The sequence below is a fragment of the Polaribacter sp. genome, from assembly GCF_039939415.1.
GTDB lineage: Bacteria > Bacteroidota > Bacteroidia > Flavobacteriales > Flavobacteriaceae > Polaribacter.
In genome coordinates this window covers 158,622-182,637 of record NZ_JBDVJE010000048.1, presented here as the reverse complement: position 1 = coordinate 182,637, position 24,016 = coordinate 158,622, and the positions used below count along the sequence as shown (strand labels likewise).

The window sequence follows — 24,016 nt, the reverse complement described above, 5'->3', positions numbered from 1 at the left end:
TTAAGTAACATAAAAGTTAAAATACCTCTAGTAACTTTTTAATTTAACCTTTTTTAATGGTATGCCTGATGTATATATTTAGCATACTTTTCTTGTTGAGATCTGTCTCCGGTTTTATAAAAATTTACAGCATCATTTGCCCGCATAAAAAATTGATTTACATCTATTATAGATAGCATTCCGCTTCTAAATAAATCATCTCTTACAGGTCCTTTTACTCCAGCAAATAAGAAAATTACACCTTTCTTTTTATAGAACTTAATTCGTTCTTTTAACATTTCTACACCTGTACTATCTACTCTATTTATGCTTTCTGCATCTAAAACTATTAATTTTAAAGCCTCGCCTTTTTTAATAGCCATATCATCTAATTTATCTCTAAAATAACTTGAGTTGGCATAATATATTTGAGCATCAAACCTAAAAATTAATATCTCTTTTTCTATAATAACTTCTTCAAAACGACTTCTATTTCTATAAAAATTAGAATTTGGTACTTTTCCTAATTCTGCTACATAAGGTCTAGATGTTCTAAAAATTAATACTATTAAAGACAAACCAACACCAACAATAATGCCGAATTCGATTCCTAATAATAAGGTTCCTAAAAATGTGGCTAGCATCAACCAAAAATCTAAATGATTTGCTTTCCATAAAAAAGCAGCTTCTTTAACATTCACCAATCCAAAAACTGCGACAATAATTATTGCGGCTAAAACCGTTTTAGGTAAATGATAAAATAATGGTGTTAAAAACAATAAGGTAAAAACAACCATTATTACAGAAATTAAAGCTGCCATTCCTGTTTTTGCTCCACTTTCTTGGTTAATGGCTGATCTAGAAAAACTTGAAGTTGTTGGATACGCTTTAAAAAATGAACCAACCATATTACTTAATCCTAATGCTATTAATTCTTGATTTGGTCTTATTCTGTATTCATCTTGTTTTGCTTCTAAAGATTTTCCGATAGAAATAGTTTCTAAATAACCCACCATAACTAGAGTAAATGCAATAGGAAACAATTCTCTTAACAAATCAAAATCGAATACTGGAATACTAAATAATGGTAAACCAGAAGGAATGTCTTTTACAATAGAAACATCTTTAAAAGATTGTCCAAAATATTTCATTATTAAAATACCAAGAATTACTACAATTAAAGCGTTTGGTATTTTTTTATTTATTTTTCTAAAGATGATAATTACAACAACAGAAATTAATCCAATTACTGTAGTGTGATAATTATAACTAGAAATTTGCAACCATATATCTTCTAAAACGTATTGTAGTTGGTCACTTTGTACAAAATCTACACCTAATAAATTTCTAAATTGATTAAAGCCAATAATTAGTGCTACTGCAGATGTAAAACCTGTAATTACAGGTTTAGAAAGGAAGTTTACTATAAATCCTAAACTAAAAACCCCCATTAAAAACTGAATTGTACCTACCATTAAGGCTAATAAAATAGCAATAGAAATATAACTATCAGAACCTGCTAAAGCTAAGGTTGAAACTCCTGTGGCAACAATTAAAGAATCCATGGCAACTGGCCCAATTGCTACTTGTCTTGAAGAACCAAATATTGCATACATTACCTGTGGAACTAACGCACAATACAAACCATAAATTGGTGGTAAACCTGCAATTAGTGCATAAGCAATTCCTTGTGGAATTAAAATAATACCAACAGTTATACCAGCTACTAAATCTCCTTTAAAAAGAGATGTATTATAGTTTGGTAACCACTCTAATATTGGTATTATTTTTTTAATATTCATTACTTAAAATAATTCTCCTTGGTTTCGTCCTTTTTCTCTTCCTAAATGTTTATACGCTAAATCTGTAACTTCTCTACCTCTTGGTGTTCTCATTATAAAACCTTGCTGAATTAAAAAAGGTTCATACACTTCTTCAATGGTTTCTGTATTTTCAGAAACTGCAGTTGCAATGGTACTTAGACCTACAGGTCCTCCTTTAAATTTATCAATAATAGTTTTTAGAATTTTATTATCCATTTCATCTAAACCATGTGCATCAACATTTAATGCTTTTAAAGCATATTTTGCAATTTCGATTGTTATAGATCCGTTTCCTTTTATTTGTGCAAAATCTCGAACTCTTCTTAACAATGCATTTGCAATTCTAGGTGTTCCTCTACTTCTACCTGCAATTTCTATGGCAGATTCCATTGAAATAGGAACTCCTAAAATGTACGCACTTCTTTGAATTATTGTAGTTAATAATTCCGTTTTGTAATAATGTAATCTACTACTAATACCAAAACGAGCTCTCATTGGTGCTGTTAACAATCCTGAACGAGTTGTTGCTCCAATTAGAGTAAATGGTTCTAAATTGATTTGAACTGTTCTAGCATTTGGACCAGATTCAATCATAATATCAATTTTATAATCTTCCATTGCAGAATATAAATACTCTTCTACAATTGGGCTTAATCTATGAATTTCATCAATAAATAAAACATCACGCTCATCAAGATTTGTTAATAATCCTGCTAAATCTCCGGGTTTGTCTAAAACAGGACCAGAAGTAACTTTAATACCAACTTGTAATTCATTAGCTAATATATGAGCAAGTGTGGTTTTACCTAAACCTGGAGGTCCATGAAAAAGTGCATGATCTAAGGCTTCTTCTCGTTGATTAGCAGCTTCAACAAATATTTTTAAATTATCAATTGCTTGATCTTGCCCTGTAAAATCATCAAAAGAAAGCGGACGTAATTTTTTTTCTACATCTAAATCTTCATTAGATAAATTGTTGTTTTCAGGGTTTAAGTTTTCGTTCATAACTACAAAGATAATTGATTTTAAACTACACTTTTGTATGTTTTGTTACACAAAAAGTATTGAATTCTATTTATAAATCCCTGCTTCAATAAATGCTTTTTTAGAAGCTTCTGTAACATCTCCTTCAAACAGTTTTTCATAACGTGCATCTAAAACATAGGCTTTTACAACTACTTTTGTGGCTGCATGATCATCAAAATGATCGAAAAACAATATTGTTATAGGTTTATCAATATTCAAATATCTAGATGTTATTGCTGCTTCTTGTACAATTTTTCGAATTTCTGTAACATCAACATTAATTGGCAACCATAAATTTATAACAACCATACAATCTAAAGCGCCTGAATTTGCATTTGAAATACTATCAGAAATAATTGCAGAATTTGGTATGGTTACAGTGTTATCATCTAAAGTATTTACAACTGTATAACGCAAACCAATATTTATTACTTCTCCGTAATTACCTTTGATATTAATTCTATCTCCAATTTGAAAAGGTCTATCTAAGATGATTAATAATCCTCCAAAGATATTTTTTACTATGTCTTGAAGCGCAAAACCTAAAGCTAAAGCTGATGACCCCATTAGTGCATAAATTGCTTCTGCAGATGGATTGAAAAGAGTAATTATTAAAGTGTAAACTGCCAAAGTCCATACTAAAATTTTTATAACAGGTTGTAATCTTAGAATTTTTAATCTGTGTCTATTAAAGTTTTTAACTAAGTTTTTAAAAAACCAATCTAAAAGTTTTATGAAACCCCAAGTAAGAATAATTACAACAATAATTGTAAGAATTTTTGTAAATGAAATTACATCTGTAGCTGTAGAAATAGTATTTTCTACATTATTTTTTACATCATTAACTGTTTTTTCTTGAGCAAAATTAGAAATAGTACCTAAGAAAAATAATATGCTTAAAAGTCTTTTCATCTTATCTAAAATTTCTATTTAATCTTTCTTTTAGCAACTCTTTTAAAAGGTCTAAAAACATTAAATTAATTCTATATTCTACTTTTTTATTAACAGTAGTTGTTGGTCTAATTAATTGTCTTTCTAATAGTTTTTCTATACTTAATCTACTTTGCCTATCAGAATTTCTTAATACTATATTTAGTTCTTTAATTGAAAGTGATCTGTGCTGAAAAATAGCTTCTAAAATAAATAAATCGTCTAATGACAAATCGTCTAAAACTTTTATTTCAATAGGTTTAACAAAAACATTTTTACCTTTTACATTGTATGCTGAATTTCTAGCAAATAAAATTGCCTTTGTAATATTTCCTTTTGAAAAAGTATATAATCTCTTAAAGAAAATCTTTTCTAAGATAATTTGACGTTCTTCTTTTGAAGTATTTTTTAGTTGTTTTTCTACTTTTTTGGTAATCTTAGATGGTTTTAAAAAAACCATATTATAACCATTATTCCTATTTAAAATTTCTTCTTTAAGTTGGTTGTTAGAAATTGGTTTTAAATGAATTATTGATGGAAAATGTGAAGAAAAATATTTTACTCTATTTAAATAATAGAATGAATATTTATTGATAGAAATGATCCAGTATACTTTTGCTTTTGTAGCATGTAAAAAAAGTAAAAAATCTTCTAAAAGGTCAAATCCTCTAACTCTTCTAATAAAAAGTCTTTCTATATTTTCAAGAATTAATACATGGTTTTCTTCAGAAGAATTAATATATTTTTCTAAATCTTTTAATGTTTTAAATTCTTCGTCTATCCTTAATACTTTTGATAAAATACTAATCAATTTCTTATACGAATCTATTGCTTGATTGGTTTCTACAATTTTTGCAGTGGGATAAATATAAGTACTTGCATGTAATAAAGAAGTTCCTCCTTCTCCTGGGTCATTAACTACTAATAGAGGAGAATTTATAATTTTCCAATTGTCATATGCGAGTTCTAAACTCTTTAATTCTTCTTCTCTATTTTTTAAAAAGTCTTTATTTTGAATAGCATATAAAGTAAAACGTTCTAGATAATCGTCTGGAAGTATAATTTTATCTTCAGCTTCTTCAATTACAGAAATTTCCTTTTTCTCATCTATATCAAAAAGTTTGTACAGAAAGCTTATACTATTCTGAAACTTATCTAAAACAGCCATTTTTTTTGAAATTTGTTAGTATTAGCTAATATAATAAATCAAAATGATAAAAAAGAAAAATCAAAAAAGCCTTTCCGAAATGGAAAGGCTTTTAAACAATTTTTATTTTTTTATGATGGATCTTCACCATCTAATAAAGGCGTTGTTTGTAATACAAAATCTTGTCCATGTAAATAATCACTATCATCATCTTTAGGATCTACACGTTTACTATAATCATATGCCCATCTATGAACTTCTGGTATTTTTCCTGGCCAGTTTCCATGAACATGTTCTACTGGTGTAGTCCATTCTAAAGTATTAGAATTCCAAGGGTTTTGAGTTGCTTTTTGACCTCTATACATAGAGATAAAAAAGTTAGCAATAAAAAATATTTGAGCCAAACCACCAATTAAAGCAAATATGGTAATTACAACGTTTATGTCAGATAAATCATCAAACATTGGGAAATTAGTATTTGTATAATATCTACGTGGTAAACCAGCTAATCCTATAAAATGCATTGGCCAGAATACTCCATAAGCACAAATAATACTTAACCAAAAGTGCCAATACCCTAATGTTTTATTCATCATTCTACCATACATTTTCGGGAACCAGTGGTAAACACCAGCAAACATTCCAAAGATTGCAGAAACTCCCATTACTAAATGAAAATGTGCTACAACAAAATATGTATCATGAATATTAATATCTAATGCAGAATCTCCTAAAACTAGTCCTGTTAAACCACCTGTTACGAAAGTAGAAACTAATCCAATAGAAAATAGCATTGCTGGATTTAATTGTAAATTTCCTTTCCATAAAGTAGTTATGTAGTTAAATGCTTTTACAGCAGAAGGGATTGCAATTAGTAATGTTGTAAATGTAAATACAGAACCTAAGAAAGGATTCATACCTGAAACAAACATATGGTGCCCCCAAACAATTGTAGATAAAAATGCAATTGCCATGATAGAACCAATCATTGCTCTGTATCCAAAAATTGGTTTTCTAGAATGTGTTGATATAATTTCTGATGTTATACCTAATGCAGGTAATAATACAATATACACTTCTGGATGACCTAAGAACCAAAATAAATGTTCGTATAATACTGGTGATCCTCCTTGATAATGTAATACTTCTCCTGAAATAAATATATCTGATAAATAAAATGATGTACCAAAACTTCTATCAAAAACTAATAATAATGCTGCTGATAATAGAACAGGAAATGATACTACACCAATAATTGCTGTAATAAAGAATGCCCACATTGTTAAAGGCAATCTTGTCATTTTCATTCCTTTTGTTCTTAAGTTTAATATTGTAACAATATAGTTTAAAGACCCTATTAAAGAAGAAGCAATAAAGATAGCCATTGATACCAACCATAAAGTCATACCTGCTCCAGAACCAGGAATAGCTTGTGGTAATGCACTTAAAGGAGGATAAACTGTCCATCCTGCAGATGCAGGACCTGCTTCAACGAATAAAGATATTACCATAATTACACTAGAAACAAAAAATAACCAGTATGATAGCATATTTAAGAAACCAGAGGCCATGTCTCTTGCTCCAATTTGCAATGGAATTAATAAATTAGAAAATGTACCACTTAAACCAGCTGTTAGTACAAAAAAGACCATTATAGTACCATGTATTGTTACTAATGCTAGGTATATATCTGGATTCATTACTCCATCTGTTTGATGTGGTCCTAAAAAAGCTTCAATAATAGAAAACGATTTTTCTGGCCATGCAATTTGCATACGGAATAACATAGACATAAACACTCCAATAATTCCCATAAACATACCAGTTACTAAGAACTGCTTAGAAATCATTTTATGATCTGTACTGAAAATATATTTTGTTACAAATGTTTCTTTATGATGATGTTCTGACATAATCTTATATATAAATTTGTAGTATAATTTTTATTATAATTATTTAATAACTGATGCTAGTGTTGGTTGCTCAGCAATCCATTTTTCGTAAACGTCTGGTTCTACAACAGTAATTTTCATTTGCATGTTGTAGTGAGAAGCTCCACAAATTTTATTACATAACAATAAATAATCAAAAACATAAGGATCTTCTCCTTTTGCTTTTCTAATTTTGTTAATTCCTGCTGTTTTTTTAATTACTTCTTCTTTTCCTCTCATTTCTTCTGTGGTAAACTTTGGAGTAAAACCAAATTCTGTAACCATTCCTGGAACACAGTTCATTTGTGCTCTAAAGTGAGGCATATATGCAGAGTGTAATACATCTTGAGAACGGAACTTAAAGTGTACCTTTCTACCTTTTGGTAAATACAATTCAGTAACTTGTTTATCGTCTTGAGCGTTTTTATCAGTCATATCAACTCCTAAAGTATTAATACCTTTAATGTAGTTTACGTTTCCTAAACCTAAAGTATTGTCTTCACCTGCATAACGTGCATCCCATCTAAATTGTTGAGAATAAACTTCAATTACAACAGGATCTTCTGAATCTGATAAATCCATTATATTATTCCATTGCCATAAACCATAACCTATTAAAAGAACTAAAACTACTGCTGGAGTAATTGTCCAAATTGCTTCTAATTTATGACTGTCTGAATAAAATTTAGCTTTTTTTCCTTTTTCTCCTTTGTATTTAAAGGTAAAGAAAAAGATTAAAAACTGCATAATAAACTGCACTATACCAATTAACCAAAACGTAATATCAAATAAGTTATCATCATGCTCTCCTTCAAAAGAAGCAGATTCTGGTAACATTACTACATTCATAAAAATTAAACAATAAATCATTATTGCATATAAAAAAACCATAAAATAGATGGCGTTTTTACCTTGAGTAGCATTGTCTTTATCAGTAGCAATTACGCTTCTTAAGTTCATTATTCTGGTAATTTGCCAGAAACTTACACCGATTGCAACAGCTATAAAAATATAAAATAGAGCTAACATATTTATCTCGTCTTAATTATTTTAGTTTAAATTATTTATTAATGATGATCTCCTGAACCTTCTCCTCTATGTTCAATATTATAATAATGGAAATGTTCACTTTCTTTTAAGAAAGGATTTCCTTTTACTATAGGATTTGCTTTGGCAAATGCACTAAATGTTACATAAATAAAGATTCCTAAGAAAAATAATAATGCACCAAATTCAGCTAAACCAAAAGACCATTGAGCCCCTACTGTTGCAGGCATTACCATTATAAAAACATCTACATAATGTCCTGCAAGGATAACCACACCTCCAATAACTACAAGCCATGGAATACTTTTAAAATCACTATTTAACAATACTAATACCGGAAAAATAAAATTCATTGCTACCATTGCTAAAAATGGCACTTTATATTCATTAAATCTTGCAACAAAATAAGTAGTTTCTTCAGGAATATCTGCATACCATATTAACATAAATTGAGAAAACCATAGGTAGGTCCAAAATACTGAGAAACCAAACATAAATTTTGCTAAATCATGAATATGACTATCATTTACAGCTGGTAAAGCACCTTTAGAACGTAAATAGATTGTTACAAAAGCAATTACTGTTACTGCACTTACTAATAAACTTGCCAATACATACCAACCAAATAATGTAGAGAACCAATGAGGGTCTAATCCCATAATCCAATCCCAAGACATCATAGATTCTGAAATCATGAATAAGAAAATAAATCCTACAGAAACATTATAGTTTAATTTGTATGTTTTACCTCCATCATTAGCTGTATCTTCTTTAATAGAATTTCTACGGATAAAGAACCTATATGCATTCCATATTGCTAAATAAATAACACTTCTAATGGCCCAACCTGGAACATTCATCCACCAAGATTTACCATCTACAATTGCATCGTAGTTCTCATGACCAGGAGTAAAAGTTCCTTCTGCCATCCATGGAAATAAATGATTTATATGCATAACTGCAGTAATAATAACTATAAGCATTATAACTGAAGTAGGTACTAAATTTGCAGTTATAGCTTCCATCACTCTAAAAAGAACAACAGACCAACCAGCTTGTGCTACCCTTTGAATAGCATAAAAGGCTAATACTAATAAAGAAATTCCTAAAAAGAAGAATAACGCTACATAAACTGCAGCCCAAGGTTTATTTTGTAATTGATGAAATACGTGTTCATCATGATCTGCATCATGATGTGCTACATTAGAATCAGCTTTCGCTTCATGTGATACACCATGTTCATCTCCATGAGATGATTGATGTGCAATAATTTCTTTAGCTTCTTCAACAGTACTTGGTGCTGAATAAAAACCATATGCAATACCCAAAAAACCTAATATAATTAGAGCAATTGAGAACATTTTTAATTTACCTGAGAATTGATACATATCTTTCGTATTCTATCTTTTTGTAATTATTTTGCTAAATCTGTACGTAATTTTTCTACGTACTGTACTATTTGCCAACGTTCTGTATACGTTACCTGAGATGCATGAGAACCCATTAAATTTTTACCGTGCATAATTACATGGTAAATAGTTCCTGCATTTATATCTCTATCTTTATAGTTAGGAATACCAGAAAATTTTTCTCTTTGAGATAAAACTCCATTTCCATCACCTTTTTTACCATGACATGTTGCACAATAAATTTCATACATAGCTTTTCCTTTTGCTAAATTTTCTTCAGAAGCCTCTAGAGGGTTTAGATTAGCTTTTGCTAATTCATAACCTTCATTAGTATCTGCAATATCATAAGCAGGATGTCCTCCTCTAGCAATTGTACCTGCAACAGGTTTAGAATTAACTGGTTTTCCGTTAACCCCATCTACTCCATTTACATCATAAGGAACAGACACATACATATCTGGCATATATTGTAACTGAGGTTTTCTTTTATCATTACAAGAAATAATACTTGTAAGAGTTACTAAAGCGATAATTAATTTAAAATTCTTCATTATCTATATATTAGTGCTTGTCTACTACATTAATTTCTACAGCTCCTGTTTTTGCCAATAAAGCAGTAACTTCTGCTTCGTTATTATGTACAGGTATTTCCATTAAAAAATGATCATCTGTAGTTCTTGGGTCTGGATTTTCTGCTTCTTTAAAAGGCCATATTTTACTTCTCATGTAAAAAGTAATAACCATAAGGTGAGCTGCAAAAAACACTGTTAATTCAAACATAATTGGCACGAATGCTGGCATATTAGTAAACCAAGAAAAGTTAGGTTTACCACCAATATCTTGTGGCCAATCTTGAATCATCATATAATTAGTCATCCAAATAGCAAATGACAATCCTGTAATTCCGTAAAAGAATGCAGTAATTGCTAATCTAGTTGGTGATAACCCCATTGCTTTGTCTAATCCATGAACTGGAAAAGGACAAAATACTTCCTCTATGTGATGACCTTCTGCTTTAACAGCTTTAACTGCATCTAGCACAACTTCATCATCATTATAAAACGCGTGAATAACTTTTGATGATTCCATAATTATTCTTTATTAGATTTGTCTGATATACCTTCTGCAACAACAATAGCTGGTTTAGTTGGTATACCTTGTTCTCTTCTCTTCTTGTAAAATTCTCCAGAAGATTTTAAAATTGTTTTTACTTCTGCTTGTGCGATAACTGGAAAAGTTCTTGCATACAATAAGAATAGTACAAAGAAGAATCCTATTGTTCCTACAAAAATACCAACATCTACAAATGTAGGCTCAAAACGCCACCAAGTAGAAGGTAAATGACCTTTACTTAATACAATAGCAATAATATCAAAACGCTCAAACCACATACCAATATTAATTGCAATAGAGATAATGAAAGTCCAAATAAAATTTCTTCTAATTTTCTTAAACCATAATAATTGTGGTGTAAAAATATTGAATATTAATAATGACCAGAATGCCCAAGAATATGGACCTGCTTCAGCACCTAAAGATAAATATGTATAATTTTCATAAGGAGAACCTGTATACCATGCAATAAAGAACTCTGTTGCATAAGCAACAGCTACAATACCACCTGTTAAAATAATTACAATATTCATATATTCAATATGCATACGAGTAATGTAATCTTCTAAGTTAGTAACCTTTCTCATTATCCCTAATAAGGTTTGTACCATTGCAAATCCTGAAAAGATTGCTCCAGCTACGAAATAAGGAGGGAAAATTGTAGAGTGCCAACCTGGATTAATTGATGTAGCAAAATCCATAGATACAATTGTGTGTACAGAAAGTACTAATGGTGTTGCTAAACCTGCAAGTACTAAAGATACTTCTTCAAAACGTTGCCAATCTTTTGCTCTACCAGACCAACCAAATGATAATAATGCATAAATCTTCTTTTGAAAAGGTTTTACGGCTCTATCTCTAATCATTGCAAAATCTGGTAATAAACCTGTCCACCAGAAAACTAATGATACAGATAAATATGTAGAAATTGCAAACACATCCCATAATAATGGTGAGTTAAAATTTACCCACAAAGATCCAAATTGGTTTGGCATTGGCAATACCCAATATCCATTCCATGGACGTCCCATGTGAATAATTGGAAATAATCCTGCTTGAAAAACGGCAAAAATTGTCATTGCTTCTGCAGAACGATTAATTGCCATTCTCCATTTTTGACGGAATAATAAAAGTACTGCAGAAATAAGTGTTCCTGCATGACCAATACCAACCCACCATACAAAGTTAGTGATATCCCAAGCCCAACCTATGTTCTTGCTTAATCCCCAAACTCCAATACCAGTTCCTACTGTGTAAAAAATACATCCAAATCCCCAAAGCATTGCTGCTAAAGAAATATAAAATGCTATGTACCAATTCTTATTTGCTTTTCCTTCTATAGGTTTAGCAATATCTTCGGTAATGTCGTGATAACTTTTATCACCTAATACTAAAGGTTCCCTTATGGGTGCTTCGTAATGAGACATATTTTTATTACTTAGTTTTTATTCTTTATTGATTTAAAGTATAATGCAAAACATTAAAACTTTACTATTTGTTACGCTTCGTTTGTATTTTTAACTTTAACTTGATAGATTACATTTGGTTTTGTTTGCAAATAATCTAACACGCCATAAGCTCTTTTATCTTTTACTAATGATGCTACTTTATCTTTTTCGTTATTAATGTCTCCAAAAACCATAGCGCCAGTTGTACATGCTGATGAACAAGCTGTTTCAAACTCATCTGTATTAATAGCTCTACCTTCTTTCTTGGCTTTTAAAATTGTTGCTTGTGTCATTTGAATACACATAGAACATTTTTCCATAACTCCTCTAGAACGAACTACAACATCTGGATTTAAAACCATTTTACCATACTCATTGTTCATATTAAAGTCAAACTCGTTATTATTTGCATAATTAAACCAGTTAAAACGACGAACTCTATATGGACAGTTGTTTGCACAATATCTTGTACCAACACATCTGTTATAAGCCATTTGGTTTTGACCTTGACGACCATGAGATGTAGCTGCAACAGGACAAACAGTCTCACAAGGAGCATGATTACAGTGCTGGCACATCATTGGTTGGAAAGTAACTTCTGGATTTTCTGCTTCAGTTTCTAAAACTTCATATAAGTCTCCTCCACTTAAGCCCATTGCTTTTGCTTCTTCTCTAGTTTCTACTTCAGAAGAATAATATCTATCAATACGCAACCAATGCATATCTCTACCAACTCTAACTTCTTTTTTACCTACAACTGGCACATTATTTTCTGCATGACATGCAACAACACAGGCTCCACAACCTGTACATGATGTTAAGTCTATAGATAAATTAAAATGATGACCAATTTCTCTATTGTGCTCATCCCATAAATCTATAGTATTAGCTTCAACCTCGTTATGATCATAAGAAACAAAAGAAGGCTTATTCCAAGTGTGTTTTGGATCTGCACTACTATTGTACTCTTTTAAAGAAGCTACTTTTAAAATATCATGACGACCTGCAATCGTTTTTTGTACTTGCGTACATGCAAACTTATGAGTTCCAGAAACTTTTTCTATTGTAACTCCGTATTGAATATTATTACCATTTGTATATAATGGATAAGCATTAACACCAACTTGCATTTCTTCTTTTAATCCGAAAGTTTTACCAAAACCAACAGCTAAACCAACAGAACCTTTTGCTTGCCCTGGTTGTATCATTACTGGAACAGTTACAGAAACTCCGTTTACAGTAATTTTTGCATAATCACCATCTATTGCTCCATTATCTTTTACTGGATTTTCGAAACCTAATTCTTTTGCATCAGCAATAGACATTGTTAAGTAGTTATCCCAAGAAGCTCTTGTAATTGGATCAGGAAATTCTTGTAACCAAGGATTGTTAGCCTGTTTACCATCTCCTAAACCTGTTTTAGCATATAAGTTTAATTCAAAACCAGATGCTTTTTTTGCTGAACTTGCTAATTTAGAAGCAACATCAGATATTACAACTGACGTTTCTATAGTTTCTACAACTTCAATAACTTCTTTATTAAAGAAACCGTTATGTAAAGCAGTATTCCAAGAACCACCAACTAAATCATTAGAAGTAGCATAAGATTTTAAATAATCGTAATATTTAGTAGTATCTCCAGACCAATTTAATAAAGTGTCTTGAACTTGACGTGTATTAAATAAAGGTTGAATTGTTGGTTGCATTAAACCATAAGTTACCTCATCAAATTGAGTATCTCCCCAAGACTCTAAGAAATGTGGAGTTGGTAATGCAAAACTAGATGCGTTTACAGTTTCATTATTCTCTGTAGATAATGCAATTGATAACTCTAATTTCTTTAATCCATCAACAAAATCTGATGAATTAGGCAATGAATATATTGGGTCTACATTGTAAGAAATTAATCCTGATATCTTACCAGCTTTCATCTCAGAAACTAATTGAGCAACTTCTGCATCATTTCCTTGACGGATATTTAATGTATTTACAGTGTCAATTATTTCACTATTTAATGCTTTATTAATTTCTAAAGAGACTAATTGAGCATTAACATCATTTAAACCTGTTAAAACAACACCTTTAGAACCAGCTTTCTTTAATTCTTTAGCCATTTTCTTAACCTCTGCGTCTGCAGCAGTTGCTTTAGAAGGAACATTTGCTCCTGTAACAGCATTGTATAAATTTAACAATGCAAATACTTGATCAGAAGGTTTTACAACCACTCTTTTATCAGAATTTGCACCAGTTAAAGACATATTACTTTCAAACTGCACATGGTAAGACATGTGTCCTGTTTCTGGTTTTCTACCGGCAATAAATTGCTTTTCAAAACCTCCATGAAAATCTCCAAGGAAATCTGCACCAAAAGAAACTATCGTTTTTGCTTTATCTAAATGATAATTTGGTAAAGCACGTTTACCATACATTGCTAACATTGCATCTGCAGCTCCAGATTCTGAAATTGCGTCATACACAACATGCTTTGTATTTGGATTTACAGCAATAAATTCTGTTATAATTTTCTCTGTTGATGGACTTGCAATAGATCCTGTTAATAAAACAACAGGCTTATTTGCTTCTTTTAATACACTTAATTTGGCTTTAATTTCCTTATCTGCAACTGCCCAAGAAATAACCTCACCTCCTTTAGTAGGCTCTTTTAAACGTAATTTTTCATCATATAAAGACAAAACAGCAGCTTGTACTCTTGCGCTAGTTGTTCCGTTTGCTTCTTTATTAGGCATAATTTGAATTGGACGCCCTTCTCGTGTTTTAACTAACACATTTGCAAAATCGTATCCATCTGCTATAGATGTTGCATACCAATCTGCAACACCAAGAGTGATATCATCTGGTTTTACAACATAAGGAATAGACTTTCTAACTGGACCTTCACAAGCAGCTAAAGATGCTGCAGCAGTAGTAAATCCAACATATTTTAAAAAGTCTCTACGTGAAGTAGAAGAGTTTTCTAATGTTTCTTTATCACCTAAAAACTGATCTGTTGGAATTTCTTCTACAAATTCGTTTTTACTTAACGTTTCAACAATAGAACTATCTTTTAGTTCCTCAACACTTTGCCAGTATTTTTTGTCTGAAGCCATTTATACTTTTTATTTAATGATTGAAAGATTTAAAAATTTATTAACTCTTAAATCTTTTAATTTTTAATACTCAATTAATAGTGACACTTACCACATTCTTTACCACCTAATTGCGAAATGGTAACCTGATCTACATTGTATTTCTTTGCCAAGTCTTCATGAATTTTCTTGTAGTACTCGTTACCTTTTAAATCCACTTTAGTTTCTTTATGACAATCTATACACCACCCCATTGTTAATGGAGAATATTGATATAATTCATCCATTTCTTCTACAGGTCCATGGCATTTTTGACACTCTAAGCCTGCTACAGTTACGTGTTGTGAGTGATTATAGTAAACAAAGTCTGGTAAATTATGAACTCTAACCCATTTAATTGGTGAAGTTTCTCCTGTATACTCTAAGTTATCAGCATCCCAACCAGCAGCCTTATAAATTTTAGCAATTTCTAAATCTAATTCTTCTTTACCAAGAACAACTCCATCTTCTAATTCTACTACAGTATCATCTGCAACTTCAGAAATATTTTTATGACAATTCATACAAACATTAACAGAAGGTATACCCGATGTTTTACTGTGTTTTGCAGCTGTATGACAGTATTGACAATCTATCTTATTATCTCCTGCGTGTATTTTATGAGAAAAAGCAATTGGTTGAATTGGTTGATAACCTTCATCTACACCAACTTTAAATAAAGTACCAAACAATACATATGCTCCAATTAACATTAGAAATATTGTAGTTAACACTTTTAAGAATGTATTTTTCTTTAAACCTTCCCAAAGTTCATGTAAATCTCTTTTAAAACTTGAACTTTCTCCTGGGGCAGTATTACCTTTTAACTCATTTACCTGCTTCAATAAACTCGCAATCATTAAAAAAGCAACAATAATTGCAGCAGCTAAGACATATATTAACCACCCTGGAGCTTCAGAAGAAGAAGTTTTTACAGCACCTTCTACAATAGCTACTTTCTTTTTAATTTCACCTACAGTTGTATAGTATAAAATATCGTCGACATTTTGATCTGACAATTGTGGAAAAGCAGTCATATTAGAACCTTTGTACTCATCAAAGATTGCGTTTGCTTCTTTATCTCCAGAAGCTCTTAATTCTGCATTGTTTTTAATCCAAGCTTTTAACCAATCATTTTCTCTTCTCTCTTCTACTCCTGCTAAAGCTGGCCCAATAAGTTTCTTATCTAACTTATGACAAGATGCACATAAAGATTTGAACAACTTCTTACCTTCTTTTTGACGAGCTTCATCTACATCTTGAGAAAAAGATGATAAACTGAATGCAAAAATTAAAAGAAAAGTAAAACTTTTTAGAAGTATTGTGGCTAGTCTATTGTGTAATTTTACACTTTTCATATTTAAACTTTGTTAAAATATCTAATATAAAATGATAAAAGTCATTTTTTTCGGTTTGACAAAAGTACTACTTCTTCCTAAAATTTAAAACGCTAAAGGAATGTTAAACTTAATTTATAATAGTTCTAAATAAGCGTATTTTCTAATTTATTACTAAACAAGTCGTTATTTTTGTAGAAAATATTTAATTACATGAACAATAAATCATTTTATGTTACTTTTTTGATTGTTTTATTAGCAACAAATTATGCTGCTTTTTCACAAAACAGCACAAATAAATCTGCAGAAATAAAGAGTATTATCTCTAAAAAAAGAAGTTTTAATAAAGAGTATGGATTTGGTTATAGAATTCAACTTTATAACGGTACAGAGGAACAAGCTAGAAAGTTTAGAGCAAAATTTAATATTGAATTTTCCGAAAGTGTTTCTAAATTGATTTACACTGCACCAGAATGGAAAGTACAAGTTGGTAAATACAAAACGAAACTAGAGGCTGATAAAGACCTAATAAAATTTCAAGAAAAATTTTCTGGAATAATAGTAGTTCCTATGGGTAAATAATTAGTTTTTTTCTACAACTTCTTTTAAAGAAACCGAAACTATTGTATTACCCCAACCTAAATACATATTTATAAATTCGTCTTCATTTTTATTAAAAGTAATTGAAAATGATTCAATACTTTTTTCTGATTCAGTAACTTTTCCTTTAACCCTTAATACATCATCTTTTTTATCATAAGTATAATGACCCCAAACATTTCTTACAGAACTAAGAATTAATGTCCATTCCTTTTCTGCAGGAATTGTAAATAATGTGTAAGTACCTGCTTTTACCATTTTACCAGCAAACAAAGCATCTTTAAAGAAAGTAATTTCTGGAGCTTCATTAGCACCTGTTCTCCAAACACCTTTATCTGAAACAGTTGCCAAAGTAGATAATTCTCTACCTTTTAATTGAGGCCTACCGTATATAACTTTTACAAATTTATTTGAATCTTTCCTATGACTAGGATAAAATGCTGCATCTAGAGGACTCACATCTAATCTTGGAAATTTTTGAGAAAGAGTATTTGTTGTTGATATTAAGGTAAACACAAAAAAAGCAAATGTTATAATAATATTTTTTATAATTTTTAACAACCACAATCTGGATTACAACCTTTACTTTTTTTTGATGGAAAAATAAATTTTTTCACCAGAAAAACAACTGCTAAAGCAACCAATAAATAAGTAACAACCTCTTGCATTAACTTAGTATTTGATAGGTTATAAATGAAGCAACATAAGCCAATAAACCCATTCCAAATAATTGAATTAAAGGCCATTTCCAAGTTTTAGTTTCACGCTTTACAATAGCCAATGTTGCCATACATTGCATTGCAAAAGCATAAAAAACCATTAGAGACATTCCTACAGGGAAATTAAACCTGTTTTTACCTGTCTCTATATTAATTTCTGATCTCATTTTTTCTTTAATAGTAGATGTATCTTCATCATCAGATTCTACACTATAGATTGTTGCTAAGGTACCTACAAAAACTTCTCTTGCTGCTAAAGATGTTATTAAAGCAATACCAATTTTCCAATCATACCCTAAAGGTTTTATTGTTGGCTCTATGGTTTTTCCAAGGATTCCTATATATGATTTTTCTAATTTTGCTGATGCAATTTTTTGTTGCAACTCTACATCAGATAAATTTTGATTTGCAAAGTTTTCAATCGTATTTTTTTCTGCATTTTTAAAAGAAGCTGGCCCATTAGATGCCAAAAACCATAAAATAACAGATAAGGCTAAAATTATTTTTCCGGCTTCTAAAACAAATGATTTCGTTTTTTCTACAACTTCAAAAAACACATTTTTTACAGACGGTAGTTTATAATTTGGCATTTCTACCACAAAAAATGATTTCGTTTTTACTTTTAACGTTTTATGTAAAATATACGCTGCTAAAACTGCAGTTACAAAACCCAAAGCATATAAAGATAACAGCACTAAACCTTGTAAATTTAAAATTCCAAATATTTTTTTATCTGGTATAATTAATGCAATTAATATAGCATAAACAGGCAAACGTGCAGAACATGTTGTAAAAGGTGTAACTAAAATTGTAATTAATCTTTCTTTCCAACTAGATATTGTTCTTGTTGCCATAATTGCAGGAATTGCACATGCTGTTCCAGAAATTAACGGAATAATACTTTTACCATTCATACCAAAACGCCTCATAATCTTATCCATTAAAAACACAACTCTACTCATATAACCTGTTTCTTCTAAAATGGCTATAAATAAAAATAAAATGGCAATTTGTGGAATAAAAATAATTACACCTCCAATACCAGGTATAATTCCTTCTGACAATAAGTCTGTAAGGATGCCTTTTGGTAAATTGCTTCTTGCAAAATCTGATAACTCAGCAAAAGTTGAATCGATAAAATCCATAGGTACAGATGCCCAATCAAAAACAGACTGAAAAATTAATAATAGTAAAAAGATAAAAAAGAAGTATCCAAATATTTTATGAGTAAAAATTCTATCTAACTTACTGCGTAAATCTTTTGCTTTTGTTTTATCTACAATGTATGTTTTCTTAAGAATTTTATTAATTTCTTGATACCTATAAATAGTTTCTTTATGTTGATATTTTTTTAGTTTAGAAACATCTTCTTTAAAGGCAAGTAATTTATTTTTCTCTTCTTTAGTAATTTTTTCTGGATAATTATTTTGAGTAACCATTAGCCATAATTCATACAAAGAATAGTTGGGGCTAATTTCTTTTAATTTTGTAAAATAATCTGGATCTATTTTATGATTAATTCCACACAAAGGAGATGCTTTTGCAGCTACATGACACCTAATAATTGCTGCCTTCACATCATTAATTCCTTCATTTTTTCTTGCACTTATTAGAACCACTTCTGTATTTAATTCTTTTTTTAAAAGTGATAAATCAATAGTAATTCCTTTTCTATTCATTTGATCAACCATATTGATTGCCAAAACTGTTGGAACTTCTAAGTCTTTAATTTGAGAAAAAAGTAATAAATTTCTTTTAAGGTTTTCTACATCTGCAACTACTAAAATAACGTCTGGAGATTCTTTAATATCCTTTTTTAACAAGGTTTTTAAAACTATACTTTCATCTAAAGAAGTAGGGTTAATACTATAAGTACCAGGCAAATCTGTAATTATTGCATTTTGTGTGGAAGACAATTTACTAACACCTTCTTTTTTATCTACAGTAATACCTGGGTAATTTCCTACTTTTTGATTTAATCCTGTAAGTTGATTAAAAAGCGAAGTTTTACCTGTGTTAGGATTCCCTATTAAAGCAACTTTTATATCGTTTTTAGGCATTTAACTTTAACTTTTCAGGATTTGTATTTGAGAAGCAGTTTCTTTTCTAATTGCTAAATGACTTCCGTTTACACAGATATATATTGGATCTTTTAATGGCGCTATTTGCACTAATTGCACCTCTGCACCAGGTAAACAACCCATTTCTAGTAATTTTAAAGGAATAATATCTAATGATTCTTCAGAAATATAACCTATTTCTCCTTTTCGTAAAGTAGCTATTGTGCTCAATTAATTTTATTTGGAGAACAAAGATATGAATTTAGAATCATTCTAAACAACTTATTTAGAAGCATATTCTTCTTTTAACAAAACAACATCGTTTTTTAATTTTTCCATATCTTTTTTATCAGTACCATCATAATACCCACGAATACGTCTTTCTTTATCTACTAAAACAAATTGCTCTGTATGAATAAAGTCGTTTTCATCTCCATTTCCTTCATCTAAAACAGCAAAATAACTTTTTCTAGCTAAGTCATAAATATGCTTTTTACTACCAGTAGTTACATTCCACTTTCCATCAATTACACCTTTTTTATCTGCGTATTTTTTTAATACAGAAACGCTATCTATAACAGGCGTTACAGAATGAGACAAAAACATAATATCATTATCTGTTTTATAATACTCTTGTAATTCACTCATATTATAAGCCATTGCTATACAAATAGTTTGACAACGTGTAAAAAAGAAATCTGCAATGTAAATTTTATCTTTATAATTATTATTGGTAATGAGATTTCCATTTTGATTGATTAAACTAAAATCTGCAATTGTGTGGTTTTTTTTAACATGAACCAAACTTTCATCTACCAATCTTGGGTTAACATCTATAGGATTATAAATTTTAAGACGATTATCTACTTTTAACAAATGATAAAACACAGTTACACCTACAGCAGAAAACACCACTAAGAAAATTAGTGTTGGAATAGACTTTTTAAAGAATTTTAACTCCATAAAACAACTTTTAAAACTACAAATTTACGACTTATAAACCCCTTAAAAAAACAATCAAAAACAAATACTATCTAAAATCTTTGTTAAAATAAAAACGTACCTAAAATTGTACTTTTAATACTCTCTTTAAAAACGTACATTTGCCACTATTTTAATTATGATTTAACGCTGAATGGAAATATTAATAAAAGCATCGCAATTTATTTTAAGTTTATCTTTATTAATTGTTTTGCACGAGTTAGGGCACTTTATCCCTGCAAAATTGTTTAAAACTAGAGTAGAAAAATTCTACTTATTCTTCGATTATAAATTTTCACTTTTTAAGAAAAAAGTAGGAGAAACTGTTTATGGTATTGGTTGGATTCCTTTAGGTGGATATGTAAAAATATCTGGAATGATAGATGAAAGTATGGATACTGAGCAAATGGCTTTACCACCACAACCTTGGGAATTTCGTTCTAAACCTGCGTGGCAACGTTTAATTATTATGCTAGGTGGTGTTTTTGTAAACTTTGTTTTAGGAATTTTTATCTACATCATGTTAATGTATGCTTATGGAGAAAAATTCTTACCTAACGAGAATGTAACAGATGGTGTTTGGGTACAAGATTCTTTAGCTATGAATTTAGGGGTACAGACTGGTGATAAAATTTTAACGATTGATGGAGAGAAAATTAAAAAATTCTCTGAGTTAACCTTAGGGTTTGTAAACGGAAATAATTTTCAAATAGAAAGAAATGGAGAAGTAATAGATAAAGTTATTCCAGAAAATTTTATTTCTCAATTAGTAGATAGAGGTAAAGACGCAGGAGCTGTTTTATTACCTAGATATCCTTTTGTAATTGCTGGTATTTCTGAAGACTCTCCTAATTTAGATTCTGATTTAAAAGCAAAAGATATTGTTGTTGCAATAAATGGAAATGCAATAAATTATTTTGATGAAGCTCAAACTGAATTAGATAAATTTAAAAATCAAGACATTTCTATTACCGTAAAAAGAGGTATAGAAACTAAAGAAATTGCTGTTAAAGTTACTGATAAAGGTAAATTAGGAGTTGGCTTAGGACAATTATCTTTTAAAGATTTAGAAAAATTAGGTTATTATAATTTAGCAAATATTGAATATTCTTTTGCAGAAGCAATTCCTGCAGGGTGGAACAAGTCTGTAAAAACTCTTACAGATTACATGAAGCAATTAAAGAAAATATTTAATCCAAGCACTGGAGCTTATAAAGGTTTAGGTGGTTTTATTTCTATTGGAAGTATTTTTCCTTCTGAATGGAGCGCTCAATCTTTCTGGAACATTACAGCATTTTTATCTATTATGTTAGGTTTTATGAACCTTTTACCAATACCAGCTTTAGATGGTGGACATGTAGTTTTTACCCTTTGGGAAATGATTACTGGTAAAAAGCCTGGAGACAAATTTTTAGAATACGCTCAAGTTGTTGGTTTTATTCTACTAATTGCTTTGTTGCTTTTTGCAAATGGTAACGATATTTTTAGGTTATTTAAGTAAACCTAATTCTTTAAAATAAAAAAAAGCCTCACACTTTGTGAGGCTTTTTTTTTAGATCCTTAAAGAACGATTAACAAAAGAAATCCAAGTATACTGAGTATTACACTTATCACAAGAATAAGCTTTTGTACCTGGAATTAACTTAGCCATTGGGCTTCTTTTCATTCTATTTCTAGAAACAGACTTACACCTTGGACATGCTTTCATAACTGGGAAAAATATTTGTTTAACGGATGCAATTTACTATAAACCAACACAATACAAACAAGTAATTATACCTGTTTAATTATGTAATACTAATTTTTATAATTAATGAAATTTAAATATTAATTTTTTGAATATTTAACAAAAAAAACCATCATCCTAAATTATGAATGATGGCTTTAAGTAAAAAATAATACTTTAATTATCTAAGAATCAACATCTTTTGACTCTATAGTTTCTGTTTTATCATCTAAAGAAATTTCTTTTCCTTTTAAATAATCTGGTAATTGCATACCTGCCATATTAAACATTTCTTGTAATGGTGGTACAGATTTATACATACCAGAAATAAAGTTAGATGTAGATGATTTACCATCTTTTCCTCCACCATTTTCCCAAACAGTAACTTTATCAATTTTAATGTTTTTAATTGCTTCTGCTTGTGTTTTTACTAATTCTGGTAATTTATCAGCAATTAATAATAAGGCTGCATTTTGAGAATCATTACCTGCTGCTTTTACTATTTGATCTAAACCTGCTGCTTGCTTTGTTAATACTTCATACAAACCTTGCGCTTCTGCTTGTGCTTTAAATAAAATTGCATCTGCTTCTCCTTTTGCAATTCTTCTAATGTTTTCTGCTTCTGCTTCTGCATCAATCTCAACTTTACGTTTATCTATTTCTGCTGGTACAATAACATCTGCTACTTGTGATGAACGTTCTCTTTCTGCCCTTGCCAATTCTGCTTCTTTTTCTGCTGCATAAGATTCTTCTAAAGCTTTTGCAGATTGTACTTTTTCTGATGCAATTGCCACTCTTTCTGCTTCTGCTTCTCTTTGTCTACGCAAAGAATCTGAGTTTGCAACCGCAATTTTTGCTGTATTTTCTCCATCTACAGCTTGTGCATTTGCAGCTGCAACTTGTGTTCTTTCATCTTGTACAGCATTTGCTTCTCCAATAGAACCATCTCTATTTTTTTCTGCTACAGATTTTCTTGCTGCGTTAATTGCATGTGCTGCTGCTTCTTTACCTAAAGCTTCAATATAACCAGATTCGTCAACAATATCTGTAATGTTTACGTTGATTAATTTTAAACCAACTTTCTTTAATTCTGATTCTACCGATTTAGAAATATTCGTTAAAAACTTATCTCTATCTGAGTTAATTTCTTCAATATCCATTGATGCAACTACTAAACGTAACTGACCAAAAATGATTTCTTGTGCTAACTCTTGAATTTCATTCTGTCCTAAACCTAATAATCTTTCTGCAGCATTTTGCATAATTCCTGGTTCTGTAGAAACACCAATTGTAAATCTACTTGGAACATTTACACGAATATTTTGTTTAGAAAGTGCGTTTATTAAATTTACTTCAATAGAAATTGGCGTTAAATCTAAAAATTCATAATCTTGAATAACAGGAAAAATAAATGCAGCTCCACCATGAATACATTTAGCAGATTCACCACCACCAACTTTACCATACACTACTAAAATTCTGTCTGAAGGACATCTTTTGTAGCGTTTTATCATGGCAACTATCAATATAAAAATAAAGAGAATTGCAATTCCTATTCCTATTAAACCCGCAAACGGGTTACTTTGTAATATAATAAAATTTAGCATCGTAATTT

At 30.1% G+C, this 24,016-nt stretch carries 20 protein-coding genes; 2 read left to right on the top strand and 18 right to left on the bottom strand.

Translation table 11 applies throughout. The features are described from left to right. Positions 1 to 53: 53 nt before the first annotated feature. The 12 genes from ABJG40_RS08005 to ABJG40_RS07950 all read right to left on the bottom strand — a co-directional run bounded on the left by ABJG40_RS08005 (position 54) and on the right by ABJG40_RS07950 (position 16,336). Positions 54 to 1,781 carry a solute carrier family 26 protein gene (locus ABJG40_RS08005; RefSeq protein ID WP_348024060.1) on the bottom strand — a complete coding sequence of 576 codons (1,728 nt, stop codon included), beginning with the start codon at positions 1,779 to 1,781 and terminating at the stop codon, positions 54 to 56. Between the two features lie 3 nt (positions 1,782 to 1,784). Then, positions 1,785 to 2,807, bottom strand: a complete 1,023-nt coding sequence (gene ruvB / locus ABJG40_RS08000) for a Holliday junction branch migration DNA helicase RuvB (protein WP_348024059.1) — start codon at positions 2,805 to 2,807, stop codon at positions 1,785 to 1,787. A gap of 66 nt (positions 2,808 to 2,873) precedes the next feature. After that, the gene (locus ABJG40_RS07995; protein ID WP_348024058.1) at positions 2,874 to 3,740 is read right to left on the bottom strand and encodes a mechanosensitive ion channel domain-containing protein; all 867 of its coding nucleotides are present in this window, start codon (positions 3,738 to 3,740) and stop codon (positions 2,874 to 2,876) included. 1 nt (position 3,741) lies between these two features. Next, positions 3,742 to 4,926, bottom strand: a complete 1,185-nt coding sequence (locus tag ABJG40_RS07990) for a hypothetical protein (protein ID WP_348024057.1) — start codon at positions 4,924 to 4,926, stop codon at positions 3,742 to 3,744. A 110-nt stretch (positions 4,927 to 5,036) separates the two neighbouring features. Then, the gene (locus ABJG40_RS07985) at positions 5,037 to 6,818 is read right to left on the bottom strand and encodes a cbb3-type cytochrome c oxidase subunit I (protein ID WP_348024056.1); all 1,782 of its coding nucleotides are present in this window, start codon (positions 6,816 to 6,818) and stop codon (positions 5,037 to 5,039) included. 39 nt (positions 6,819 to 6,857) lie between these two features. Continuing rightward, entirely contained in the window at positions 6,858 to 7,865 is a 1,008-nt protein-coding gene (locus ABJG40_RS07980) for a cytochrome c oxidase subunit II (protein WP_348024055.1), read from the bottom strand. Positions 7,866 to 7,903: 38 nt separating this feature from the next. Next, on the bottom strand, positions 7,904 to 9,271 hold the full coding sequence (locus tag ABJG40_RS07975) for a quinol:cytochrome C oxidoreductase (RefSeq protein WP_348024054.1): 1,368 nt from the start codon (positions 9,269 to 9,271) through the stop codon (positions 7,904 to 7,906). A gap of 26 nt (positions 9,272 to 9,297) precedes the next feature. Next, positions 9,298 to 9,843 (bottom strand): cytochrome c, encoded by a 546-nt coding sequence (locus ABJG40_RS07970; RefSeq protein WP_348024053.1) that lies wholly within the window; start codon positions 9,841 to 9,843, stop codon positions 9,298 to 9,300. A 10-nt stretch (positions 9,844 to 9,853) separates the two neighbouring features. Then, the gene (locus ABJG40_RS07965; protein WP_348024052.1) at positions 9,854 to 10,381 is read right to left on the bottom strand and encodes a DUF3341 domain-containing protein; all 528 of its coding nucleotides are present in this window, start codon (positions 10,379 to 10,381) and stop codon (positions 9,854 to 9,856) included. Between the two features lie 2 nt (positions 10,382 to 10,383). Further along, positions 10,384 to 11,832, bottom strand: coding sequence for an NrfD/PsrC family molybdoenzyme membrane anchor subunit (gene nrfD, locus ABJG40_RS07960; protein ID WP_348024051.1), 1,449 nt, complete (start codon positions 11,830 to 11,832; stop codon positions 10,384 to 10,386). A 71-nt stretch (positions 11,833 to 11,903) separates the two neighbouring features. Further along, positions 11,904 to 14,960, bottom strand: a complete 3,057-nt coding sequence (locus ABJG40_RS07955; protein WP_348024050.1) for a TAT-variant-translocated molybdopterin oxidoreductase — start codon at positions 14,958 to 14,960, stop codon at positions 11,904 to 11,906. A gap of 74 nt (positions 14,961 to 15,034) precedes the next feature. Further along, positions 15,035 to 16,336 (bottom strand): cytochrome c3 family protein, encoded by a 1,302-nt coding sequence (locus tag ABJG40_RS07950; RefSeq protein WP_348024049.1) that lies wholly within the window; start codon positions 16,334 to 16,336, stop codon positions 15,035 to 15,037. Positions 16,337 to 16,528: 192 nt separating this feature from the next. Between ABJG40_RS07950 and ABJG40_RS07945 the strand changes: the two genes are divergently transcribed. Beyond that, positions 16,529 to 16,897, top strand: a complete 369-nt coding sequence (locus tag ABJG40_RS07945) for an SPOR domain-containing protein (protein ID WP_348024048.1) — start codon at positions 16,529 to 16,531, stop codon at positions 16,895 to 16,897. Here ABJG40_RS07945 and ABJG40_RS07940 read toward each other — a convergent pair whose 3' ends face one another. The 4 genes from ABJG40_RS07940 to ABJG40_RS07925 all read right to left on the bottom strand — a co-directional run bounded on the left by ABJG40_RS07940 (position 16,898) and on the right by ABJG40_RS07925 (position 20,657). Continuing rightward, complete coding sequence (locus ABJG40_RS07940) at positions 16,898 to 17,431, bottom strand: DUF2911 domain-containing protein (protein ID WP_348024047.1); 534 nt, start codon at positions 17,429 to 17,431, stop codon at positions 16,898 to 16,900. Between the two features lie 151 nt (positions 17,432 to 17,582). Then, positions 17,583 to 19,694: a ferrous iron transport protein B gene (feoB, locus tag ABJG40_RS07935; protein WP_348024046.1), complete on the bottom strand. Its 2,112-nt coding sequence runs from the start codon at positions 19,692 to 19,694 to the stop codon at positions 17,583 to 17,585. A 6-nt stretch (positions 19,695 to 19,700) separates the two neighbouring features. Next, a complete protein-coding gene (locus ABJG40_RS07930) occupies positions 19,701 to 19,925 on the bottom strand; it encodes a FeoA family protein (RefSeq protein WP_348024045.1) in 225 nt (74 codons plus the stop codon). A 51-nt stretch (positions 19,926 to 19,976) separates the two neighbouring features. Continuing rightward, positions 19,977 to 20,657, bottom strand: a complete 681-nt coding sequence (locus ABJG40_RS07925; RefSeq protein ID WP_348024044.1) for an SCO family protein — start codon at positions 20,655 to 20,657, stop codon at positions 19,977 to 19,979. Positions 20,658 to 20,829: 172 nt separating this feature from the next. On the opposite strand from ABJG40_RS07925, the gene rseP reads away from it, so the two are divergent. Continuing rightward, positions 20,830 to 22,176 (top strand): RIP metalloprotease RseP, encoded by a 1,347-nt coding sequence (gene rseP, locus ABJG40_RS07920; protein WP_348024043.1) that lies wholly within the window; start codon positions 20,830 to 20,832, stop codon positions 22,174 to 22,176. Positions 22,177 to 22,227: 51 nt separating this feature from the next. Here rseP and ABJG40_RS07915 read toward each other — a convergent pair whose 3' ends face one another. Together ABJG40_RS07915 and ABJG40_RS07910 are read right to left on the bottom strand one after the other, a co-directional pair. Beyond that, positions 22,228 to 22,383: a hypothetical protein gene (locus tag ABJG40_RS07915; RefSeq protein ID WP_348024042.1), complete on the bottom strand. Its 156-nt coding sequence runs from the start codon at positions 22,381 to 22,383 to the stop codon at positions 22,228 to 22,230. Between the two features lie 203 nt (positions 22,384 to 22,586). Continuing rightward, positions 22,587 to 24,008, bottom strand: a complete 1,422-nt coding sequence (locus tag ABJG40_RS07910; protein ID WP_348024041.1) for an SPFH domain-containing protein — start codon at positions 24,006 to 24,008, stop codon at positions 22,587 to 22,589. Positions 24,009 to 24,016 lie beyond the last annotated feature (8 nt).

Excerpts from the sequence above, each read along its gene's own strand:
- rseP (WP_348024043.1), top strand. The coding sequence starts at position 20,830 with ATGGAAATATTAATAAAAGCATCGCAATTTATTTTAAGTTTATCTTTA.
- ABJG40_RS07925 (WP_348024044.1), bottom strand. The coding sequence starts at position 20,657 with ATGGAGTTAAAATTCTTTAAAAAGTCTATTCCAACACTAATTTTCTTA.
- ABJG40_RS07985 (WP_348024056.1), bottom strand. The coding sequence starts at position 6,818 with ATGTCAGAACATCATCATAAAGAAACATTTGTAACAAAATATATTTTC.
- ruvB (WP_348024059.1), bottom strand. The coding sequence starts at position 2,807 with ATGAACGAAAACTTAAACCCTGAAAACAACAATTTATCTAATGAAGAT.
- ABJG40_RS08005 (WP_348024060.1), bottom strand. The coding sequence starts at position 1,781 with ATGAATATTAAAAAAATAATACCAATATTAGAGTGGTTACCAAACTAT.
- ABJG40_RS07915 (WP_348024042.1), bottom strand. The coding sequence starts at position 22,383 with ATGAAAGCATGTCCAAGGTGTAAGTCTGTTTCTAGAAATAGAATGAAA.
- ABJG40_RS07945 (WP_348024048.1), top strand. The coding sequence starts at position 16,529 with ATGAACAATAAATCATTTTATGTTACTTTTTTGATTGTTTTATTAGCA.
- ABJG40_RS07910 (WP_348024041.1), bottom strand. The coding sequence starts at position 24,008 with ATGCTAAATTTTATTATATTACAAAGTAACCCGTTTGCGGGTTTAATA.
- ABJG40_RS07980 (WP_348024055.1), bottom strand. The coding sequence starts at position 7,865 with ATGTTAGCTCTATTTTATATTTTTATAGCTGTTGCAATCGGTGTAAGT.
- ABJG40_RS07950 (WP_348024049.1), bottom strand. The coding sequence starts at position 16,336 with ATGAAAAGTGTAAAATTACACAATAGACTAGCCACAATACTTCTAAAA.
- ABJG40_RS07990 (WP_348024057.1), bottom strand. The coding sequence starts at position 4,926 with ATGGCTGTTTTAGATAAGTTTCAGAATAGTATAAGCTTTCTGTACAAA.
- feoB (WP_348024046.1), bottom strand. The coding sequence starts at position 19,694 with ATGCCTAAAAACGATATAAAAGTTGCTTTAATAGGGAATCCTAACACA.
- ABJG40_RS07975 (WP_348024054.1), bottom strand. The coding sequence starts at position 9,271 with ATGTATCAATTCTCAGGTAAATTAAAAATGTTCTCAATTGCTCTAATT.
- ABJG40_RS07965 (WP_348024052.1), bottom strand. The coding sequence starts at position 10,381 with ATGGAATCATCAAAAGTTATTCACGCGTTTTATAATGATGATGAAGTT.
- nrfD (WP_348024051.1), bottom strand. The coding sequence starts at position 11,832 with ATGTCTCATTACGAAGCACCCATAAGGGAACCTTTAGTATTAGGTGAT.
- ABJG40_RS07970 (WP_348024053.1), bottom strand. The coding sequence starts at position 9,843 with ATGAAGAATTTTAAATTAATTATCGCTTTAGTAACTCTTACAAGTATT.
- ABJG40_RS07955 (WP_348024050.1), bottom strand. The coding sequence starts at position 14,960 with ATGGCTTCAGACAAAAAATACTGGCAAAGTGTTGAGGAACTAAAAGAT.
- ABJG40_RS07995 (WP_348024058.1), bottom strand. The coding sequence starts at position 3,740 with ATGAAAAGACTTTTAAGCATATTATTTTTCTTAGGTACTATTTCTAAT.